At 72.6% G+C, this 18,241-nt stretch carries 18 protein-coding genes and 1 pseudogene; 4 read left to right on the top strand and 15 right to left on the bottom strand.

What is annotated here, in order from left to right; translation table 11 throughout:
- Window positions 1–175 precede the first annotated feature (175 nt).
- Window positions 176–2,476: an ArnT family glycosyltransferase gene (locus ACIRVK_RS41025; protein WP_404256508.1), complete on the top strand. Its 2,301-nt coding sequence runs from the start codon at window positions 176–178 to the stop codon at window positions 2,474–2,476.
- A gap of 120 nt (window positions 2,477–2,596) precedes the next feature.
- Window positions 2,597–3,094: a pyridoxamine 5'-phosphate oxidase family protein gene (locus tag ACIRVK_RS41020; RefSeq protein WP_404256534.1), complete on the top strand. Its 498-nt coding sequence runs from the start codon at window positions 2,597–2,599 to the stop codon at window positions 3,092–3,094.
- Between the two features lie 377 nt (window positions 3,095–3,471).
- Here the strand turns inward: ACIRVK_RS41020 and ACIRVK_RS41015 are convergent, their stop codons facing one another.
- The gene (locus tag ACIRVK_RS41015; protein WP_404256506.1) at window positions 3,472–3,861 is read right to left on the bottom strand and encodes an MmcQ/YjbR family DNA-binding protein; all 390 of its coding nucleotides are present in this window, start codon (window positions 3,859–3,861) and stop codon (window positions 3,472–3,474) included.
- Window positions 3,862–3,968: 107 nt separating this feature from the next.
- Between ACIRVK_RS41015 and ACIRVK_RS41010 the strand changes: the two genes are divergently transcribed.
- Window positions 3,969–4,901, top strand: coding sequence for a helix-turn-helix domain-containing protein (locus ACIRVK_RS41010; RefSeq protein WP_404256504.1), 933 nt, complete (start codon window positions 3,969–3,971; stop codon window positions 4,899–4,901).
- Between the two features lie 10 nt (window positions 4,902–4,911).
- Here ACIRVK_RS41010 and ACIRVK_RS41005 read toward each other — a convergent pair whose 3' ends face one another.
- The 12 genes and pseudogenes from ACIRVK_RS41005 to ACIRVK_RS40950 all read right to left on the bottom strand — a co-directional run bounded on the left by ACIRVK_RS41005 (window position 4,912) and on the right by ACIRVK_RS40950 (window position 15,535).
- Window positions 4,912–5,124 (bottom strand): ferredoxin, encoded by a 213-nt coding sequence (locus ACIRVK_RS41005; protein WP_404256502.1) that lies wholly within the window; start codon window positions 5,122–5,124, stop codon window positions 4,912–4,914.
- Entirely contained in the window at window positions 5,121–6,446 is a 1,326-nt protein-coding gene (locus ACIRVK_RS41000; RefSeq protein ID WP_404256500.1) for an NADH-ubiquinone oxidoreductase-F iron-sulfur binding region domain-containing protein, read from the bottom strand. The genes ACIRVK_RS41005 and ACIRVK_RS41000 overlap by 4 nt, the downstream gene beginning before the upstream one ends.
- Complete coding sequence (locus ACIRVK_RS40995; protein ID WP_404256498.1) at window positions 6,443–7,129, bottom strand: ferric reductase-like transmembrane domain-containing protein; 687 nt, start codon at window positions 7,127–7,129, stop codon at window positions 6,443–6,445. Before ACIRVK_RS40995 ends, ACIRVK_RS41000 begins: the two co-directional genes overlap by 4 nt.
- Entirely contained in the window at window positions 7,126–8,085 is a 960-nt protein-coding gene (locus ACIRVK_RS40990) for an FAD:protein FMN transferase (protein WP_404256496.1), read from the bottom strand. The genes ACIRVK_RS40995 and ACIRVK_RS40990 overlap by 4 nt, the downstream gene beginning before the upstream one ends.
- The gene (locus ACIRVK_RS40985) at window positions 8,082–8,453 is read right to left on the bottom strand and encodes a hypothetical protein (protein ID WP_404256494.1); all 372 of its coding nucleotides are present in this window, start codon (window positions 8,451–8,453) and stop codon (window positions 8,082–8,084) included. Before ACIRVK_RS40985 ends, ACIRVK_RS40990 begins: the two co-directional genes overlap by 4 nt.
- Window positions 8,454–8,559: 106 nt before the next feature.
- Window positions 8,560–9,972, bottom strand: coding sequence for a sensor histidine kinase (locus ACIRVK_RS40980; RefSeq protein WP_404256492.1), 1,413 nt, complete (start codon window positions 9,970–9,972; stop codon window positions 8,560–8,562).
- Window positions 9,969–10,673, bottom strand: a complete 705-nt coding sequence (locus ACIRVK_RS40975) for a response regulator transcription factor (RefSeq protein WP_404256490.1) — start codon at window positions 10,671–10,673, stop codon at window positions 9,969–9,971. Before ACIRVK_RS40975 ends, ACIRVK_RS40980 begins: the two co-directional genes overlap by 4 nt.
- Window positions 10,674–10,944: 271 nt before the next feature.
- Window positions 10,945–11,181: a CGNR zinc finger domain-containing protein gene (locus tag ACIRVK_RS40970; protein WP_404256488.1), complete on the bottom strand. Its 237-nt coding sequence runs from the start codon at window positions 11,179–11,181 to the stop codon at window positions 10,945–10,947.
- Between the two features lie 335 nt (window positions 11,182–11,516).
- Window positions 11,517–13,127: an oleate hydratase gene (locus tag ACIRVK_RS40965; protein WP_404256486.1), complete on the bottom strand. Its 1,611-nt coding sequence runs from the start codon at window positions 13,125–13,127 to the stop codon at window positions 11,517–11,519.
- Between the two features lie 147 nt (window positions 13,128–13,274).
- Complete coding sequence (locus ACIRVK_RS40960) at window positions 13,275–13,652, bottom strand: hypothetical protein (protein WP_404256484.1); 378 nt, start codon at window positions 13,650–13,652, stop codon at window positions 13,275–13,277.
- Between the two features lie 33 nt (window positions 13,653–13,685).
- A pseudogene (locus tag ACIRVK_RS40955) lies at window positions 13,686–14,890 on the bottom strand (globin domain-containing protein).
- 390 nt (window positions 14,891–15,280) lie between these two features.
- Window positions 15,281–15,535 carry a hypothetical protein gene (locus tag ACIRVK_RS40950; RefSeq protein WP_404256482.1) on the bottom strand — a complete coding sequence of 85 codons (255 nt, stop codon included), beginning with the start codon at window positions 15,533–15,535 and terminating at the stop codon, window positions 15,281–15,283.
- Between the two features lie 354 nt (window positions 15,536–15,889).
- Between ACIRVK_RS40950 and ACIRVK_RS40945 the strand changes: the two genes are divergently transcribed.
- Window positions 15,890–16,804 (top strand): universal stress protein, encoded by a 915-nt coding sequence (locus ACIRVK_RS40945; RefSeq protein WP_404256480.1) that lies wholly within the window; start codon window positions 15,890–15,892, stop codon window positions 16,802–16,804.
- Between the two features lie 12 nt (window positions 16,805–16,816).
- Here the strand turns inward: ACIRVK_RS40945 and ACIRVK_RS40940 are convergent, their stop codons facing one another.
- Both ACIRVK_RS40940 and ACIRVK_RS40935 read right to left on the bottom strand, forming a co-directional pair.
- Window positions 16,817–17,197: a hypothetical protein gene (locus ACIRVK_RS40940; RefSeq protein WP_404256478.1), complete on the bottom strand. Its 381-nt coding sequence runs from the start codon at window positions 17,195–17,197 to the stop codon at window positions 16,817–16,819.
- Entirely contained in the window at window positions 17,194–17,868 is a 675-nt protein-coding gene (locus tag ACIRVK_RS40935) for a DUF4389 domain-containing protein (RefSeq protein WP_404256476.1), read from the bottom strand. Before ACIRVK_RS40935 ends, ACIRVK_RS40940 begins: the two co-directional genes overlap by 4 nt.
- Window positions 17,869–18,241: the final 373 nt, after the last annotated feature.

Here is an 18,241-nt window from a genome sequence, read left to right as displayed (position 1 = left end):
GCCCATTCCGGGTCTTCGGAAGATGAGAAATAGTTCCCTCATGGGTAAGGGCTTGACTTGATCCGCGTCATTGCCATGCCATGCACCTAAAGAATTCCCCTCGCCGGGATGAGATTTTCCTTGAAACGCGCCGCTTCGGCGTTGCGGGCGGACGTCGTGACCAAGACTGCTGTGCATGGCCACGAACGTCCTCAACGCAACGGTCCCCACCCGCTCGGACCGCCGCCCGCCCTGGCGATCACCGCACGGTGAGCCTGCATACGCACGTCCTGCCCTGCTGGTTCTCGTCGTGCTGGCGGTCCTGCTCTACACCTGGGGCATCGAACGCAGCGAGTACCACACGTTCTACGCGACCGCGGCCCGCAGCATGACGGAGAGCTGGAAGGCTTTCTTCTACGGCTCTTTCGACCCCGGAAATTCCATCACCCTCGACAAATTGCCGGGATTCCTCTGGCCGCAGGCCCTGTCGGCGCGGCTCTTCGGATTCCACCCGTGGGCGCTGACTCTTCCACAGGTTCTGGAAGGCGTCGCGAGCCTGCTGGTGCTCCACCGCATCGTCGCCCGCTGGGCCGGCACGCACGCGGCGCTGATCGCCGGCGTGGCGTTCCTGGCGACCCCCGTCGCGGTCGGGTTGTTCCGGACCTCGGTCGAGGACCCGATGTTCACGCTGTGCCTGCTGCTCGCGGCCGAGGCCACCCAGCGGGCCGCCCTGGCCGGCCGGCTGCGGCCGCTGCTCATGGCCGGCGTCTGGGTGGGCGTCGCCTTCCAGGCCAAGATGCTGGAGGCGTGGGTCGTGCTGCCCGCGCTCGCCCTCGTCCATCTCGTCTCGGCACCGCTCACGGTGCGCCGGCGGCTCGCCCACCTCGGGATCGCCGCCGCGGTGATGACGGCGGTGTCGGCGTCGTGGATGGTCGCCGTCACCCTCACCCCGGCCAAGGACCGGCCCTATGTGGACGGCACCAGCAACAACTCGGCCTTCAGCATGGTGGTCGGCTACAACTTCCTGACCCGTTTCTCCTCCCTGGGTATCGACGCGGCCTCCACCGGCAGCATCAGCTCGACCCAGGGCGGCAGGGGCGGCCATGCCCCCACCACCGCCCAGGGCCCGGGCGGGGGAGCGGGACGGGCGACCGGCACGGGCGCGTACGGCGGCACACGGGCGTTCGGCGCGGGTGGTGCGCAAGGCACGGGCACAGCCCGGGACTCGAACGGATCGACGGCGTTCGGGGCGGCTGCTGCACGCATGCGCGGTGGTACTGGCGGGTTCGGGGGTGACCAGAACGGCTGGGGGAAGATGTTCGGTACCTCGCTCGCCTCCCAGACCGGCTGGTTCTACCCGATCGCGGCCATCGCCGCGGTGTGCGGACTGCTGTGGTCGCGGGGCCGGCCGCGCACCGACCGGCTGCGCGCCGGATACCTCCTGTGGGGCACCTGGCTGGCCCTGTACTTCCTGGTCTTCAGCGCCGGCAGCGTCGGCGGGCACACCTACTACATGGGTGTCATCGCCGTGCCTCTCGCCGCGCTCACCGGCGCCGGGACCGTCCTGCTGTGGCGCGCCTACCGGGCCGGCGGGCCGCGCGCCTGGGTCCTGCCGGGCGCGGTGGCGGTGACCGCGGCCTGGACGGCATACCTGGCCGGGCGGTTCTCCTCCTTCGCGCCGTGGCTGGCGCCCACCGTCGGCGTCCTCGCCGTCGCAGCCCTGGCGCTGCTCGTCGCGGCCCGTCCGGGCGGGCGCCGGGCCGGCGGCCGGCTGGCGCTCGGCGGCCTCGCCACCGCGCTCGCCGCCCTTCTCCTCGCTCCGAGCGCCTGGGCGGTGCAGGTCTTCGCCCCGTCGTACCGCACCAACGTGATGGGCGCGGTCGGCCCGTCGTCCGGCGGCGGCATGGGAGCGACGCGGTCCGCGGCGGCCCGGTTCCGCCAGCAGGCCTGGGCGGGCGGCCCAGCGCTCGGCACCGCGGCCCGCAGCGGCACGCGCGGCACGGTGCGTTACGGGGCCCCCGGTGGCGCGGGCGGCTTCGGCGGCACGGCCTCCGGCGGCGCGCTGACCGCATCCCAGCAGCAACTGCTCGCCTACGCCCGCGCCCACCAGGGCTCGGCGTCCTACGTGTTCGCCACGACCAGCTGGAGTTCGGCGGCGCCGTACATCCTGGCAAGCGGCGCCAAGGTCCTGCCGGTCGGCGGCTTCAGCGGCCGGGTGCCCTTCCCGACCCGGAACCGGTTCCGGGACCTGGTCGACAGCGGCGCGGTGCGGTACGTGCTGGTCGGCGGCGACCGCGGGCCGGGCGCCCTCTTCGGAGGCGCCCAGCAGACAGTGAGCGGTGACAGGACGCGGGCGTCGGCGGCGCAGGAGACGGCGGCCGCGGGCATCACCGCCTGGGTACAGGCCACCTGCGCCAAGGTCCCGGCCTCCGCCTACGGTGGCTCGGACACCGCGTCCGCCGCACAGACGCTCTACCTGTGCGGACCGGGCAGGTAGCAGGCAGTCGCCCGCTGGTGCCGGTCCACCCGGGATGTCGAGAACGACCGCCCGGCTCCGTCCCAGGGGTACGAGCGGCGAAGGACCGGCTCGAGGATGCCGACCACGGGAGCGAAGACCATGGAACAGCGTGAGATCACCGAGATCCTGAACCGCCCGATCAGTCAGGAACTGCTGGCCCGCGACCTGACCCGTCTGGCCTACGTCGCCAAGGACGGGACACCCCGCAACATCCCGATCGCCTTCACCTGGAACGGCTCGGAGATCGTCCTGTGCACCACCGAGAACGCCCCCAAGCTCCCGTCCCTGCGGCACAACCCCGACGTCGCGCTGACGATCGACACCGAGGTGCACCCGCCGAAGATCCTGCTCATCCGCGGGCGGGCCGAGCTGGACGTCGTCGACGACATCCCGCAGGAGTACCTGCAGATGAACGGCAGCTACGAGATGACGCCCGAGCAGCGGGTCGCCTGGGAGGCCGAGATTCGTTCGCTCTACGACGGCATGGTCCGCATCGTCATCACCCCGACCTGGGTGAAGCTGATCGACTTCGAAACAACGCTCCCCACCGCGATCGAGGAGCTGATACGGCGACGGGCCGAACGAGAGTCCGCCTGAGAACGCCCCTGCCGCACCACCTGTTGGCGCGCCGGAACGCGGGCCGGGGTCTCCCCGGCCCGCGTACCTGCGAGTCGATCGAGACGCAGGGGCTCGGGTTTGCGTGCGCCGAGACGTTCGGCACCTGGCGGAAGCCGCCGCCGGCGCTCTTCTGGACCGCCGTCTGCCAGCTCGGGATCTTGAAGACGGAGGACTTGCCGCCACCGCCACCGGACCAGGCCCTCCTGGTCGGGCAGAGGGAGTTCGACGGTGCTCGGCGGGCAGCACCGCAGCCGCTCGGGCTGCTCCCCTTCGGGCACCCGCTCGGCACGGACGCGATTCCGCTTGTCAATGGCGTCTTTCACGGACAGGGGCTGATCGTCACCCCGCCCTCGGAGTCACCGGGGTTTCCCGCTGCCGTACGTCTGCGGGTCGACGGGCTGCACGGCCTTGGGCAGACGAGCGACGACGAGCAGGTAGGAGTCGGTGACCAGTTCACTGACGAGCTCCTTGTGGACGCCTTCCCCGCCCTCCAGCGTGATCCAGTGCTTCTTGTTCATGTGATAGCCCGGTGTGATGTGCCTGTTCTGCTCCCGCAGGGCGCGGGCCTCGCCGGGATCCGCCTTGAGGATCACAACGGGCCGCCCGGGAACCTCGGTCATCAGCATGAACACCTTGCCGCGCACCTTGAACACCTCCCAGTCAGGACCGAAGGGATGCTCGAGCTGGGCTCCGGGAAGTTCGTCGGCGCAGTCGACGGCGGTCTTCTGCAAGGTCGGTCCGTTCATGGGCGTTGGGGCCTCCTCGGTCGTGTCGGGCCGCGGCATCCAAGGCCGCGGAGCCGCGCCCCATCCTTCCGCCGGAACCGACGCGGACGGCAGTAAGGTGCGGACACATGATGGTCGGGAAGCGACAGCCCAACGCGAGCGGACGGACCGGCCCGAGGGCGGTGCCGCTCTACGTCTTCCAGCCTCCCGTCGGCACTCCGTACGGCCTGGAGGTCGCTACCATCGAGGACTTCTTCGGCCAGCACGACGACTGGCCGTGGAACCCGCCGTATCCGGGCCGCGCCACCTTCCACTACCTGATCCTGGTCACCGAGGGCGGGCTACGACACGACGTCGACCACGTCACCCGGTCCGTCACCCGCGGCCAGTGGCTGTGGGTGCGCCCCGGACACGCGCAGTGCTGGCATCCGCCCGGCACCGCCCGCGGCCCCTTCATCCTGTTCGAGCCGGACGTGCTGACGCCCGGCACCGCACGCCTCCTGGCGCCGCTCACCTCGCACGAGGCCCCAGCCGTGCTGACACCGCACCCCGACGACGCGGTCTGGCTCGAGCAGACGGCGCTCCAACTCCTCGACGAACACCGCGCACTGGGACGCCGCCCCCTCGAACTCCACCACGCTCTGCGGCGCAGCCTGCTCGAGTCGCTGCTGCTGCGTCTCGCCAACGCCCCCGGTGTCGCCCCGGCGGACCCGACGGCCGACACGGGGCGTGCTGCCACCTACGGACGGTTCAGGGACGCCCTGGAGCTGCACTTCCGCGACGTACACCGGGCCGCGGACTACGCCGAGCTGCTGGGCTGCTCCGTCCGCACCCTCAGCCGGGCGGCCCGGGACGCGACCGGCAACGGAGTGCGGGAGCTCATCGACGAACGGCGGCTGCTCGAAGCCCGGCGCCTGCTGGGAGTCGCCCGATGGGATGCCCGGGCCGTGGCCGCTCACCTCGGCTTCACCGATCCCGCGAACTTCGGCCGGTTCTTCCGTGACCGCACCGGTGTCACTCCGGCCACGTTCGCGGCCCGCGAGGCAGCGACCGATCGGTGAGCGCCGGTGATCACGGCTCGGCGTCCTCGACATGGAGGGCCAGGCGGGGGCAGGCGCCTACGGCCCGGCGGGTGTGGGTGTGCAGCCGTTCCGGGACAGCCCGGTCCTTGAGCACGGGGTAGCCCCATTCGTCGAGGTCGATCAGCTCGGGCAGCAGTTCCGCGCACAGGCCCTGGCCCGTACAGGCGATGCGGTCGATGCGCAGGCTCCGGGTGCGGGTCATCGCCACCCCTCCGGGGGTGTGGCAGGCGGTACGGGTATCCGGGGCGGCCGACGAGCTGCCTCGCAGACACCGTGGGTGAGGTGCCGCTCGACGTCCTCGGCGAAGGTGTGCAGTGCGGAGGCCGCGAGGCGGGCGGCGCCGTCCGGGTGGCGGCAGGCGCCCCGGTCCGGCAGCAGAGCGGTCCGGCGGTGCAGACGGGACAACAGATCCGCGTCGGCCCGTCCCGCCGCCAGGGCGGCGAAGTCCTCGGCCACGGCGGGCAGACCGAAACGGCAGGGACCGCACTGGTGGGCGCCGTGAGCGGCCAGATAGGCGAGCATCCGCGCCGTCTCGCTCAGCCCGCAGGCCGAATGGGCGAGCGCGACGAGCACGCCCGCACCAGGCGCGGCACCGAGAGGGGCCAGATCGCGGCGGGTGAGGGGCATGTGCAGATGCTCCGCCAGGAGCCAGCTGCCGGCGAAGCCCCCGAGCAGGACCGCCTGCACGGGTTCCGTCGGGCCGCCGGAACGGTCGAGGACTGTGGCGAGGGGGGTGCCGATCGCGACCTCGAGGACACGCGAGGCGGCGACGGCGCCGGAGACGGTGACGAGTGTGGTGCCGGGCTCGTCCGGGGCGCCGGCCTGCCGGAACCAGTGGGGGCCGTGTCGTGCGATGAGAGCCAGGTGGGCGAGGGTCTCGGCGTTGTGCACGAGCGTGGGGCGCCGGGCGACGCCGCGTTCGTGGGTGCGCGGGCTGCCCTGCGGACGGGCCGGACCCCCGTTGAGCCAGCTCACCAGAGAGGTCGACTCGCTGGAGACGTAGGCGTGCGGAAGGGCGTGCACGCGCACCCGGACCCGGTCGAGGCGGGCGTGCCTGCGCTCGGCCACAGCCGCCCCGAGTTGCCTGTACTGGGCCGTGCGGTCGCGGGGCAGGCACAGGTGGACGGTGTCGGCACCGACCGCGGCGGCGGCCAGGACGGCACCGTCAAGGACGAGATGGGGTGCGACGGCGAGCAGGAACCGGTCCTTGCGGCTGGCGGGTTCGCTCTCCATGGCGTTGACGACGACCACCGAGCGGCCACGGTGTTCCGCGACGGCACGCAGTTTCCGGGCGGTGGGAAACCCGGCGCCGCCGCGCCCGGTGAGTCCCGCCGCCTCGACGGCCTCCACCAGGGGCATCGAGCCACGGCTCCCGGGAGGCGGGCCGTAGCGTCCCAGATGATCGGTGAGTGTGGCCGGTTGCCCGGTGGAGTACCACCCGGCGAGCAGACGGACCGGGGAGGGATCGACCGGCCCGGCCCAGGGGCGGTCGGGCGCGAAGGACGTCGCGGCCGAGGAGTTCATCGTCCACCTCCGAGCAGGATGGTCGTCGCGGCGGCACGCTGGGCCCAGCCGGGCTGCAGCGGCCCCGTGGCGAGGAACCCCGTCAGCACCACCGGTACGGCGGTCGCGGTCACGGCGGCCACCAGACGCCCGGCGACCCGCCCGGGAGCCGCCTTGGCCAGGCGCCACCACACGGCAGCGACCACCGAGGCCAGACACCCGGCGTACAGCCACAGCTGGAGGGGGAGGCGGGTGTCGGTGCCGGTGGCCACCCCGTGGAAGAGCGCGAACGGCCATGCCGCATACGCCAGCCAGTGCACCGCCTTCCAGCGCCGCACCCCCAGCCGCAGCCGCAGCGCGCTGGTCACCAGCACCGCCAGCAGCAGATCGAGCGCAGCCGTGCCCAGCCCGAGCCAGAGCGGACGGTAGGACGCGCCGAACGGCAGCACGGACACCGCCCATCCCAGGTGCACGAACGGATCGAGTACCGCGGTCACCACGTGCACGGCGAGGAACACCAGGGTGAGCAGGGACAGGTTGCGGTGCAGCAGGCCGACCTCGAACCGGCCGATCCGGCGCGGTGCGGAGCGTCCGCCGGAGGCGATCCCGAGCACCAGGGTGGCGGTGAGCAGGATCAGGGAGAGGGTGCCGCTCGCACGGCTGGCGTACCACAGGGGGCTGCCGGTCAGCGCCACGATCGTCATCGCGCGCCTCCCTGGGCGGGACCGTGGGAATCGGGCGGCCAGCCCCCGAGGCGTACGACATCGCCGTCGAGGCCGACCAGCCGCACGGGCAGGGCGGTGCCGCGCAGCCAGTCCACGGCCCGCCCGCCCAGCACGATCGCGGCGGTACTGGCGGTGTTGGCGTCCACGCAGGTGGCGGCCGCGACGGTGACGGTGCGCCAGACGGGTGCGGCGGGGTCACCGGTGGCCGGGTCGACGATGTGGTGCAGGGTGCGCCCGTCGCGCCGCCAGGTGCGCACCCGGATGCCGGAGGTCGCCAGCGCTCCGCCCGTCACGGCGACGGCGGAGCCCGGCTCCGTGGGGGGCTGTGCGTGGTCGTCGGCGAGCGCGATACGCCAACCGCCCTCCGGCGCAGGCCCGTCCGTCGCCAGATCGCCGCCGAGACTGACGAGAACCCCGCTGCCGGTGGCGGCCGCGGCGCGCCGGGCGGCGCGGTCCGCGACGAGGGCCTTCGCGGTGGCACCCAGGTCCAGGCGGGTGTGCGCGGGCAGACGCAGCCGGCGGGTGTGCGGGTCGAAGACGATCCGCCGCCAGCCCGGCGCGGGCCGGGACACGGGCAGCGGACGGGCGTCGTCGGGGCGCACGGAGGCGAAGGTGCGGTCGTAGCCGAGCGCGATCACAGCCCTGCCCACGGTCGGGTCCACGGCGCCGTCGGTGATCCGGGCGGCACGCAGGGCGACCTGGAGCGCTTCGGCGAAGTACGCGCTGACGGTCATGGAGGTGCCCGCACCCAGGTTCACGCGGCTGAGTTCGGAGTCGGGCCGGAAACGACTGCACGCGAGATCGACGGTGGCCAACTCGGCGCGCAGGACGGCCGTCGCGACGGGCAGGGCACTCGGGTCGGTCACGAACAGGGCGGCCGTGGTGCCCAGAGCGGGAAAGGCGGTCCGGGCCGGTGCCGGGGCGCGGGGGGTCATGACGCCCCCGTCGTGGTGTGCGGCTGTCCCTGGGAGGCGGCCGGCGGCTGGGCGGGGGGCTGTGGTGCCGGCTGGGTGACCGGGGCTGCGCCCTCGTCATCGCCCTCGCCCTGCTGGTCCTCTCCTCGTGCCGTGGTGCCGGCGGTGGAAGCGGCGGAGTGCTGCGCGGGTGGGCCCGGCGGCGCGGGGGAGGCCGAGCTGCCCGGCAGCAGATGGGTGTAGAGGCTGCCGAGGGCCGCGGCGCCGGCCACGGCGGTGACGGCGATCCACCGCGTGATGCGGCGGCTGCGCCGTAGGCCGTGGTCGCGCGCCTGCTGGGAACCGGCGGGGGAGGAGGTCCGGTGGAAGTCGTCGGGCGAGGGTGCCATGGCAGCGCTCCTGGTTATTTGCGGCCCGCAACGGGTTCGTGCTTCTCCAGGCTGTGCCGACGGCACTCGGGAACTGGTTCGCGTCTTCTTCAGATCCCGTAAAGATCTACCGGTTCCGATCCGCCGTCCGGTCCACCGGTAAGGATCTCGACGCGACCCCCCGCTCGTGCCCGCGGTCCGTCCACAGCGGCAGATCCAGTACGACGGTCAGCCCGCCGCCCGGGGTGTCCTCCAGGCGTGCCGTGCCGCCGTTGGCGGTGACCAGACGGTGGACGATGGCCAGCCCCAGGCCGCTGCCCCTGGCCTCCGGGTTTCCGTACCGGTGGAATGCGACCGCCTTCGCCTCGGCCGTCATCCCCGGCCCGTCGTCCCGCACCAGCACCCGGGCCCGTGCGCCCGCCGCGCGGTCGTCGAGGGTGATGCTCCCGCCGGCGGGCACGGCCTCCACCGCATTGGCGATCAGATTGTCGAGGATCTGCTCCAGATGGCCCGCGCCCAGCGCGACGGTCACCGCGGGTCCAGCGGACACGGCGCTGAGCCGCACCCCGCGCTCCTCCGCCACGGGCGACCAGGCGGCCACCCGCTCGGCCACCACCTCGTCGACGTGCACCGCGGTCGGGCGGGGTGTCGCCTGTTCGGCGCGCGCGACCGCCAGCAGTCCGTCGACCAACCGGGACAGCCGGGCGATCTCGTCCTGGGCGGCGGCCAGTTCCGTCGCGGTGGCTTCTTCGGCGCCGGCGGCGAGGACATCGAGCCGCAGCCGCAACGCGGCCAGGGGAGTGCGCAGTTGGTGGGACACATCCGCGATCACCGCCCGGTGGCCGTGCACCAGGGCTTCCGTGCGGGCCGCCATGGTGTTGAAGGTGGCGGCCAGCCGGCGCACTTCCGGCGGTCCGCAGCCGACGTCGGTCCGTTCGTCGAGGGCTCCCTCGCCCAGCCGCCGGGCGCTGGCGTCCAGCGTCGAGAGAGGACGGCCGACCCAGCGGGCGAGGCGGACGGACAGCAGCACGGATGCGGCCAGCCCCGCGGTGCCGATCGCGGCGGACCAGCCCCAGATTGTGGCGATACGGGCGTCGAGCGGGGCCGCGGAGCGGGCCAGTACCACAGCTCCCGCCGGGCGGCGCACCTCACCGGCGGGTTCCGCGACCAGCAGTCGGCCCTCGTTCTCCGGCGGCTCCGGCTCGTGCCCGGCCAGTACCTTCCCCACCAGTTCCGCCGCCTCCTCGCCCTGCGCCGCTGTACAGGGCGTGGCGGCCACCAGGCGCGCGGAGGCGTCGTACACCGCGGCGCAGTCCCCGGCTCGGGCCGCGGTGCCGAGTTCCTTGCGCATGGCGGTGGCCGACTTGTGGTCGGAGAGGTGTTCTTCGGCGGCCGCGGCGATCACGCGGGTGGCCGCCCGCTGGTTGTCGCGGTAGGAGACGCGCTCGCGCGCCGTCATCGACACCGCCAGCGGTACGACCGCCAGCACCAGCAGCACGGAGGTCAGCGCCAGCAGCGTCCAGGCGATCCGGCGGGTCACGGCTGCTCCTCGGACTCCTGGACCACTCCGAGCCGGAAGCCGTGCCCGTACACCGTCTCGATCAGCCCCGGGACGCCGAGCTTGCGGCGCAGCGCGGCGACATGCACGTCGAGCACCTTCGTGGGCCCGTACCAGTGGGCGTCCCACGCCCGTTCCAGGATCTGCCGCCGGCTCACCACCCGGCCCGGATCGGCGGCCAGGCACTCCAGAATGGAGAACTCCTTCGGCGTCAGAGCGACCGCGCGGCCGTCGACGGAGACCTGCCGGGTGCGCAGGTCGAGCGCCAGCGGCCCGTGCCGCAGGATCTCCGGCTGTGCCGGGCGCCGACGGCGCAGCACCGCCCGGATCCGCGCCAGCAGCTCGGCCAGCCCGAACGGCTTGACCAGATAGTCGTCGGCTCCTTCGTCCAGGGCGACCACCCGGTCCGCCTCCTCACCCCGGGCGGTCACGGCAATGATCGCCGCAGTCGACCGGGCCCGCAGCCGCCGGCACACCTCGACCCCGTCGATGTCCGGCAGCCCCAGATCGAGCAGCACCACATCGGGGGAGGGCGCGGCCAGCGCAGCCCGCCCGGTCCGCACGTCCTCGACCGCATAGCCGGCCTGCCGCAGTCCACGCACCAGGGACTCCGCGATGCCACGGTCGTCCTCCACGACCAGTACCCGTGTCTGGTCGGTCGCGTCCGTGGCTTCTGGGTTCATGTCCGGCGCCCGTCTCCCTGACGAGGGGATCGACCACGTCGTCTCGGCTTCCAGCCTGCGTCCTTGCCCGGCCCCGGGGGCAGGGCCGTTCGTCCCGCCTTTCGACGCAATCGCCGGGACCGGGCTCGCCGCACCCCCTGACCGGCAGCGCACCGCAGACCCTGAGTACGAACCAGCCCCACAACGAGAAGCCGGACGTGCACCGTTTCGAGGTCACGCACACCGACCACGACGTCTACACCCCGAGGTCCCGGGGCGTGGGACGTTCGGGTCATCTGGCCTTGGTGCGCTGATAGTGGCGGGCGACGCGCACCCGGTTGCCGCAGCGGGTGGCGGAGCACCAGCGGCGGCGCGGATGGGCGGCCAGGAAGAGCATCACGCAGTCGTCCGCCTCGCATTCCCGGATCCTGGTGACCGCTGGATCTGCCAGCAGTTCGGCGGCGGCCTCCGCGAGGCAGGCGGCCAGTCGCAGGCCCGGTGAGCCGTCGCGTCGGCGCGTGGCGGTCACCGCCCGGCACCGGCCGACGTGGCCGTATCGGCCCCTCCCGTCCGCCTGCCGTGACGTGGGACGTTCCCAGTGCAGGACGTCAGCGAGGACGTCGGCACGGACAACAAATCTGGACACTCGCTCTGCCCGGCGGCCTGCTTGCGGCGCTGGCGACGCAAGGGGCGGTGCCGGACGACCTCGCCGCGCGACGCGCGGACGTGCACTCCGTCTCGGCGGTGCTGACCGAGGACGCGCCACGGATCCCGCCTGTTTCGGCGTCGGGGTACAGGGACGACAAGGTGCCGATCTGGTCTCTCGGCCTCGCGCCCTCCTTTCACCGTCCGAGTCGTGCCCGATCACCGGTGGTGCATCGTCTCCAGAGCCGCGGCCAGGACACGGGGGTCGTGGTGCCCCTTGTAGACCGCGGGAGGCTGCCGGTCGAGGTTCAGGAGCTGAGCCACCGCCGTCCACGCGGTGCGCACCGAGTACTCGACGGTGAAGACGACGTCGTCCGGTACCTCCGCGAACTGTCCGATGAAGGCGAGGTTGACCGATCCCTCGGGCACGACATGGGGCCGGTCCTCGCGGCGGCGGACCAGGAACTGGCTGGTGATGTACGGCATCAGGCAGGGGACGACGGTGGAGGTCTCCAGGACCCGGGCCGCCGTCGACGCGTCGAAGCGCAGATGGTGCAGCACCTCCCCGAGGATCTCCCGGCCGGAGCACATCGTCATCGGCTTGGGCGTGTGGTTGCCCGCGCGGCCGGGGAACAGACCGTAGCCCCACCACACGGACACGCCCTCGGGCTGGTCGCGGTAGACGGGCTGGCGGTTGGCGACGATCGTCAGCAGCCAGTTGGAGTCGGTGAAGGTCATCAGCCCGCCCCTGCCGGTCTCACGGCCCGCGAACTCGGCCAGGGCGTCCAGGAAGACGGGATCCTTGGCAGTGACCGTGAACGACTCCCAGCGGGACTCCTTGACGTGCTTGTCGAATACCGCCGGGTTGCCGAAGTCCTCGCGCCCGCGGGCGATGCGGTGCCACAGCAGCCACGCCTGCGAGCGGTGGCCGGCCGGGGGCGGCGCCGTGGTGTGCGAACCAAGGCTGGAGGCGTCCGTCATCGAGCCGTTGGTGACCAGGACCAGGTCCTCGGAGGCCACGGCGATCTTCTCGTCGAGGCCGCCCCGGGAGATATGGATGGCCTCGACCGTGGTGCCGCCCTGCCCCGGTGCGAACCCGAGGTCGGTGACCCGGCTTCCGGTGTGCACGGTGACGCCGCGCTCGCCCAGCCAGGCAGTCAGGGGACGCACGATCGAGTCGTACTGGTTGTATCGGGTGCGGTGGATGCCCGACATCGATGCGAACTCAGGGAAGAGATGGACGAACCGCCTCAGGTAGCGGCGGAACTCGATCGCGCTGTGCCAGGGCTGGAAGGCGAACGTGGTGCACCACATGAACCAGAAGTTCGTGGTGAAGAAGTGCTCCCCGAAGCAGTCCGTGATGCGTTTGCCGTCCAGGTGCCCCTCGGGGCTCGCCAGGCACCGGACCAGTTCCAGCCGGTCGCGCTCGGAGAACCCCATCGAGGCGGTGTCGACGATCTTTCCGTCTCCGTCGACGAGCCGCGCGGCGTCGTCCCAGGCGAACTCCTCGTGCCCCGCGAGGATCTCCTCCGTCACGGACACCGCGGGATCGTCAAGCGTGGGGATCGCGGACAGCAGGTCGTACGTGCAGCGGAACTCGGCCTCGAACATCCGCCCCCCGCGCATGCTGTAGCCGGTGACCACGCTGCCGCCCGCGTCCAGACTGCCCCCGACGGTGTGCTGTTCCTCGAAGAGGTGGATGTCCGCCCCGTCGAATCCGCCGTCACGGATCAGGAACGTGGCCGCGGCGAGCGCCGCGATCCCGCTGCCCACCAGATACGCCTTCGTCATCACACAACTCCTCGTCCTCGCCGACCGGTCGGGAACCACGACGACCACGTTTTCGTGTGCCCGTGGGCCCGGGCAGTGGGCCGTTGGTCACCTGTGCGGGCCGGTCGGCCCGCGTCCCGGCGAGGCAGCACACGACAGGGGCCCGATCGGCGGACCGTGACCGACCGGGCCGTTCCCACCGAGGCCTTACGCCGACCGCTGACCGCCGCCGCGCCACGGCGGCGCCTCGGTCCGGTGGCCGTCGTCCCAGGCCTGGGCGGCCTTGTCGGTCTGGCGGCGCAGCCGGTCCTGGAGCAGGTCCACGACGGCCCGGCCGGTGAACTCCTCGGCGAGGGCCACCACCTGCCTGCCGCCGACGTGCAGGTCGGCCGTGGCCAGCCACGGCCGGTCGGCATGGCGGACGGCCGCCCGCACGATCCGTACCTCACCGGTGATGGCGGGCAGACCGGAACGGCCGACGACGGCGTCGATCTTCGTACGGGCGTAGGCGAGGGTCTCCTGGTCCACCGGGCCGTCGAAACGCAGCCGAACCGAAGGCGCGGCCTGGGAGTTGTCGCTCGTCATCGTGGATCCTTTCCTGGAAGGTTGCAGCGCGGTTCAGGCCGCGCTGCCGGGCAGCCACAGGTCGGGGCCGAAGACCTCGTAGCGGATGAGTCGTGCCGGAACCCCGGCGCGGAGCAACTGGGCGCGGACGTCGCGCATGAACGGCAGCGGGCCGCACAGGAACACCGTGGCGCCGTCGGGGAGTTCGACCCCGGAGAGGTCCATCTTGCCCTCGCGGGCCTCGGGCTCCTCGGCCCCGGGACGCTCGTACCAGAAGAGCGCCCGGGCGTACGGCAGTTGCCCGACGAGCTCGCGGGTCTCGGCGCGCAGGGCGTGGTCGGCGGGGGAGAGGTCGGCGTGCAGGACCAGCACCCGGCGGGTGGAGGCGCCCAGTCGGGGTGGGCCAGGATGCCCGTCATGGGGGTGCAGCCGATGCCCGCCGAGACCAGCACCAGCGGGTCGGTGCCGGCGGCCGGGCCGTCGAGGAACACGTCCCCGAAAGGTGCGGAGAGGGTGAGTTCGACTCCCTCGCGGACCTGGTCGTGCAGCAGATGGGAGACCTCGCCGGCCGGGTCGTCGGCGACGCGCTTGACGGTGATACGCCGCAGCTCCCTGTCCGGGTCCGAGGACAGGCTGTACTGACGCAGTTGGTGGACACCGTCCGGCATGAGCACCCGTACGCTCACGTACTGGCCCGCCCGCGCCCGCGGCGCCGGTCGGCCGTCCGCCGGGCGGAGCAGGAAGGACACCGTGTCCGTGGTCTCGGTGCGGCGCTCGACAACCGTCCACTGCCGCCAGGTCCGGCCCGGCTCGACGCCCGCGTCCTGGTAGAGGCGCGCCTCCCGGCCGATCAGGGCGCCGGCCATCAGCCAGTACACCTCGTCCCAGGCGGCCGCCACCTCCGGGGTGACGGCGTCGCCGAGGGTCTCGGCTATGGCACCGAACAGGTACTTGTGCACGATCGTGTACTGGTCGTCGGTGACCCCGACGGCCGCGTGTTTGTGCGCGATCCGGGCCAGCAGGGCGTCGGGCCGGGCGTCCGGGTCGGCCAGCAGCGCGGTCGCGAACCCGGCGATGGAGCCGGCCAGTGCGCGCCGCTGGTCTCCGCTGGCCTGGTTGCCGCGGTTGAACATTCCGTCGAGCAGCTCCGGCCGGTCCCGGAACATCGCCCCGTAGAAGCGCGTCGTGATCTCGTCGAGCGCTCCGGCCACGGCGGGCAGGGTGGCACGTACCACGGCGGCGGATTCTGCGGACAGCATGGAGCCTCCCGGGCGGGGAATGGGGGTGCGAAGACCGCCGCGTCGACTGCGCGGCGACCTTCTGTGTAGCAAACGTCCTGCCGTGCTTCGGTGCCGTTTCGGGGCGCTGGGCGGAAGAGGGGCCACATGGCCCCATGGGTTGGGGAACTCCGGCCCCCGGCCCGCCCGGACCGCCCGGACCGTGGGGCCGTGCGGCGCCATGGACCTGTCCCCTGGGCTCTGCTGGCGCGGACGCCGTTTCCGGCGGGGGACGGGGAACCTCTTCGGATGCCGTGCCCGGCGTCCGCGCCCAACCCAACGATCACTCCGTGGCCACGGGAGGGAAGAGGGGCGACCGGGCCTGTCTCAGGGACGGTCGGGTCCTTGCACGGAGGAGTCTCGCTTCCGGAGTCAGAAGTGGCGACCTGCCCGGGGGCGTTGTCCGTCCGCTATCGTCCGCATCCTCTCCCGGTACACGGCCGCGTCGATCCGGCCGCGCAGCCGCTGCCGCACGAGATGCCCTTCGGCCGCTTCGAGCGCGGCGCGACGGCGCCGGCGCCGGGGCCACACCGGACGGCGGCCTCCGGACGACGCCCCCAGACGTGCCGTGTCGTACAACGCGCCCGCGAGAATCAGCAGTTGGAGCACAACAGCTGCGGTGATCATGGCATTGGTCCCAGGAGACAGGTTCCGCCGGTATGGGTGGCCCCCTCATCGTTGTCCTCCTGGTGGGGCGGGCCGAGGGGCCGCTTGGGGCACCATGGGGGCCGTGCGACCAATCCGGTCGGAGAGTGACGTGTGCTGCGCGCTCCGCGGGAAGTGCGGCGGCGGCACGCTATGACCTGCGCCGGCGGCGGAGGCATCCTCGTCACCGCCGCCCGTGACACCGGGGCTGCCCCTGAGCGGTGTCAGGCACTCGCCGTGGGTGGGCCGACCGGCCCCCGGCAGGGACTTGAGACCCCTGCTGCCTCACCCGCGCCGCCCGGAAACTGGCAGAGCAACCCCGAAGGAGGTCCGCACATGCCCACCATCACCGTCGGCCTCGACGGCTCACCGCAGAGTGTCGCCGCCGCCGACTGGGCCGCCCGCGAGGCAGTACAACGCGGGTCGGCGCTGCGCCTGCTGCACGCCTGGGAACAGCAGTCCCAGCTGATCCCGGCCCTCGCCGGAGTTCCCGCCCCGGGCGCACTCGACGCGCAGCATGCATGGGCCAAGACCCTGCTGCACGATGCACGGTCCCGGCTCGCACACCGCCACCCCGGTCTGGACATCGGCATACAGCAGACCGGGGGTCAGCCGGTCGCGGCCCTCCTGGCCGCCGCGGAGGAGGCCGACCTGCTGGTCCTCGGATCCCGGGGTCTCGGCACGGTCGCCGGGTTCCTGGTCGGCTCCGTCTCCCTCGCCGTGGTGGCCCGTGCCGCGCGGCCCGTCGTTCTCGTCCGGGCCGGCGAGCGCGCCCCGGACGAGCATCTGCCGGACGCCTCGGGCGGGACGTCCACCACCACCCCGTATCGCGATGTGCTGCTCGGGCTGGACCTGGACAACCCCGGCGGCGCGCTGATCGGCTTCGCGTTCGACGCGGCCCTGCGCCGTGCAAGCGGCCTGCAGATCATCCACGGCTGGAGCCTGCCGACCTCCTACGGCTACGGCAGCGCCATGGACGTCGGGCTGAACGAGGAACTGGCCGAGCAGGTGCGGCACGCGCTGACCGACATACTGCGGCCGTGGCGGGACAAGTTTCCCGGCGTCGAGGTGCACGCACAGGCCGTGATCGGCAGCGTCGGCCGTCATCTCGTGCACGCTTCACGCGATGCGGGCCTGGTCGTCGTGGGCCGCAGTGAACGCCACACTTCGATCGGCGGTCACATCGGTCCCGTGGCCCATGCGGTGCTGCAGCATGCCGCCGCACCGGTCGCGGTGGTGCCGCACGACTGATCTCCCCTGTCGTCAGTAGACGGAGGTGGGCCACGCACAGGCCACAGCGGTGATCACGCCCACGTCCAGCAGCACACCGATGCTCAGCCACGGGTCGAACCAGACCGCCTTGAGCACCAGCCCGCTCGACGCGGCGACCAGGGCGGCCGTGGGCCACCAGCCGGTGCCCGCCAGCACTCCGGCGCCGGCGACGGCGTACACCACCGCCGTGTACCAGGCCAGCGCGAGTGCCGCGGCCCAGGCCGGGGCCGGACGGACGCCCGCGGCAGCCAGCACCCACGAGTGCCCGGGAGTGAACGGGGCCGCCGTGCCGGGCTGTTGCGGTGCCGTCCACACTCCGGGGTGCAACAGCCCGTGCACGATCAGGAACGCCCCCACCAGCAGCGTGGTCACGACAGGTCCTCGGGCGCGAAGGGTTCGTGGGGCTCGGTGCCGCCCATGTCGAGCCGGAAGGGCGGATAGGTGTCCGTCATCAGGGCGGCATAGGCGGCCACCCGCAGCACCCACCGGTTGAGCCCGAGGACCAGGTCGAACAGGGCCCGCGGGTACTTCTCGGTGAAGGCCAGCGTCACGGCGGCGATCAGCGCCAGCACGGCCACCAGTCCGCCGTCCCACCAGCCGAGGTGCCACCCGCCGAGGAAGAACCCGATGACGATGTAGTGCGGGACGGCCAGCAGCCACCACTTCACCAGGACCAGTCCCCGGGAGAGCCGCTCGGGGTAGGCGATGTCCAGCCGCGCGGGGTAGTCGGGCTCCTCGCCCAGGCTGAAGGGCGGGTACCGGTCGGTGCCCAGGGCGCCGTACGAGTAGTACGCCACCCGCCAACTCCAGCGCAGCACGCCCAGGTTGAAGTCGAACAGAGACCGTGGATAGCGCTCGGTGAACAGGATGCTGAAGAACGCGACCACGCTCACCACGGTGAAGGCGATCCAGAGGAAGAACAGCACCACGTAGTGCGGAATCACCAGGATCCACTTCACCAGCCACAGCCACCGCGACAGCGGCTCGTCGAGCACCGCGTTCACCCGCACAGGGCGGTCAGATGTTCCCGCCAGGGTCGTCATGGCGATCAGCTCCTTCGGCCCGTGGCACCGCTGCGGCGACCTGGGCTCAAGTCCAGCGTGGGCGCCGAACCGGGCCCGGGCGAGGGCCGTTGGGGTCGACCCGGGGGCCGTGGGTCCCGGTCGCGGGGCCGGTCTCAGCCGCCGGCCGGACGGCCGGCCCAGGTGTCCGGGAGACGGATTCCGGTGACCAGGTCGGGCTGGGTGCGGATGGCGCACTATGCAGCAGCCGCCGATAGCGGGCCGGCTCCTCCGGGTCGGGCACCTGCCGGGCGTAGCCGGGGGGGTGCCCCTATCTGTTTCGTCAATCCTGGCGGGGCTGGTTCATAGGGGTTCGTGCTGGTTTTCGGGGACGTCACGCTTCGCGTGGCGTTCC

This window comes from Streptomyces sp. NPDC101152 (assembly GCF_044768275.1).
Taxonomy (GTDB): domain Bacteria; phylum Actinomycetota; class Actinomycetes; order Streptomycetales; family Streptomycetaceae; genus Streptomyces.
This window is presented reverse-complemented; position numbering and strand designations above follow the sequence as displayed.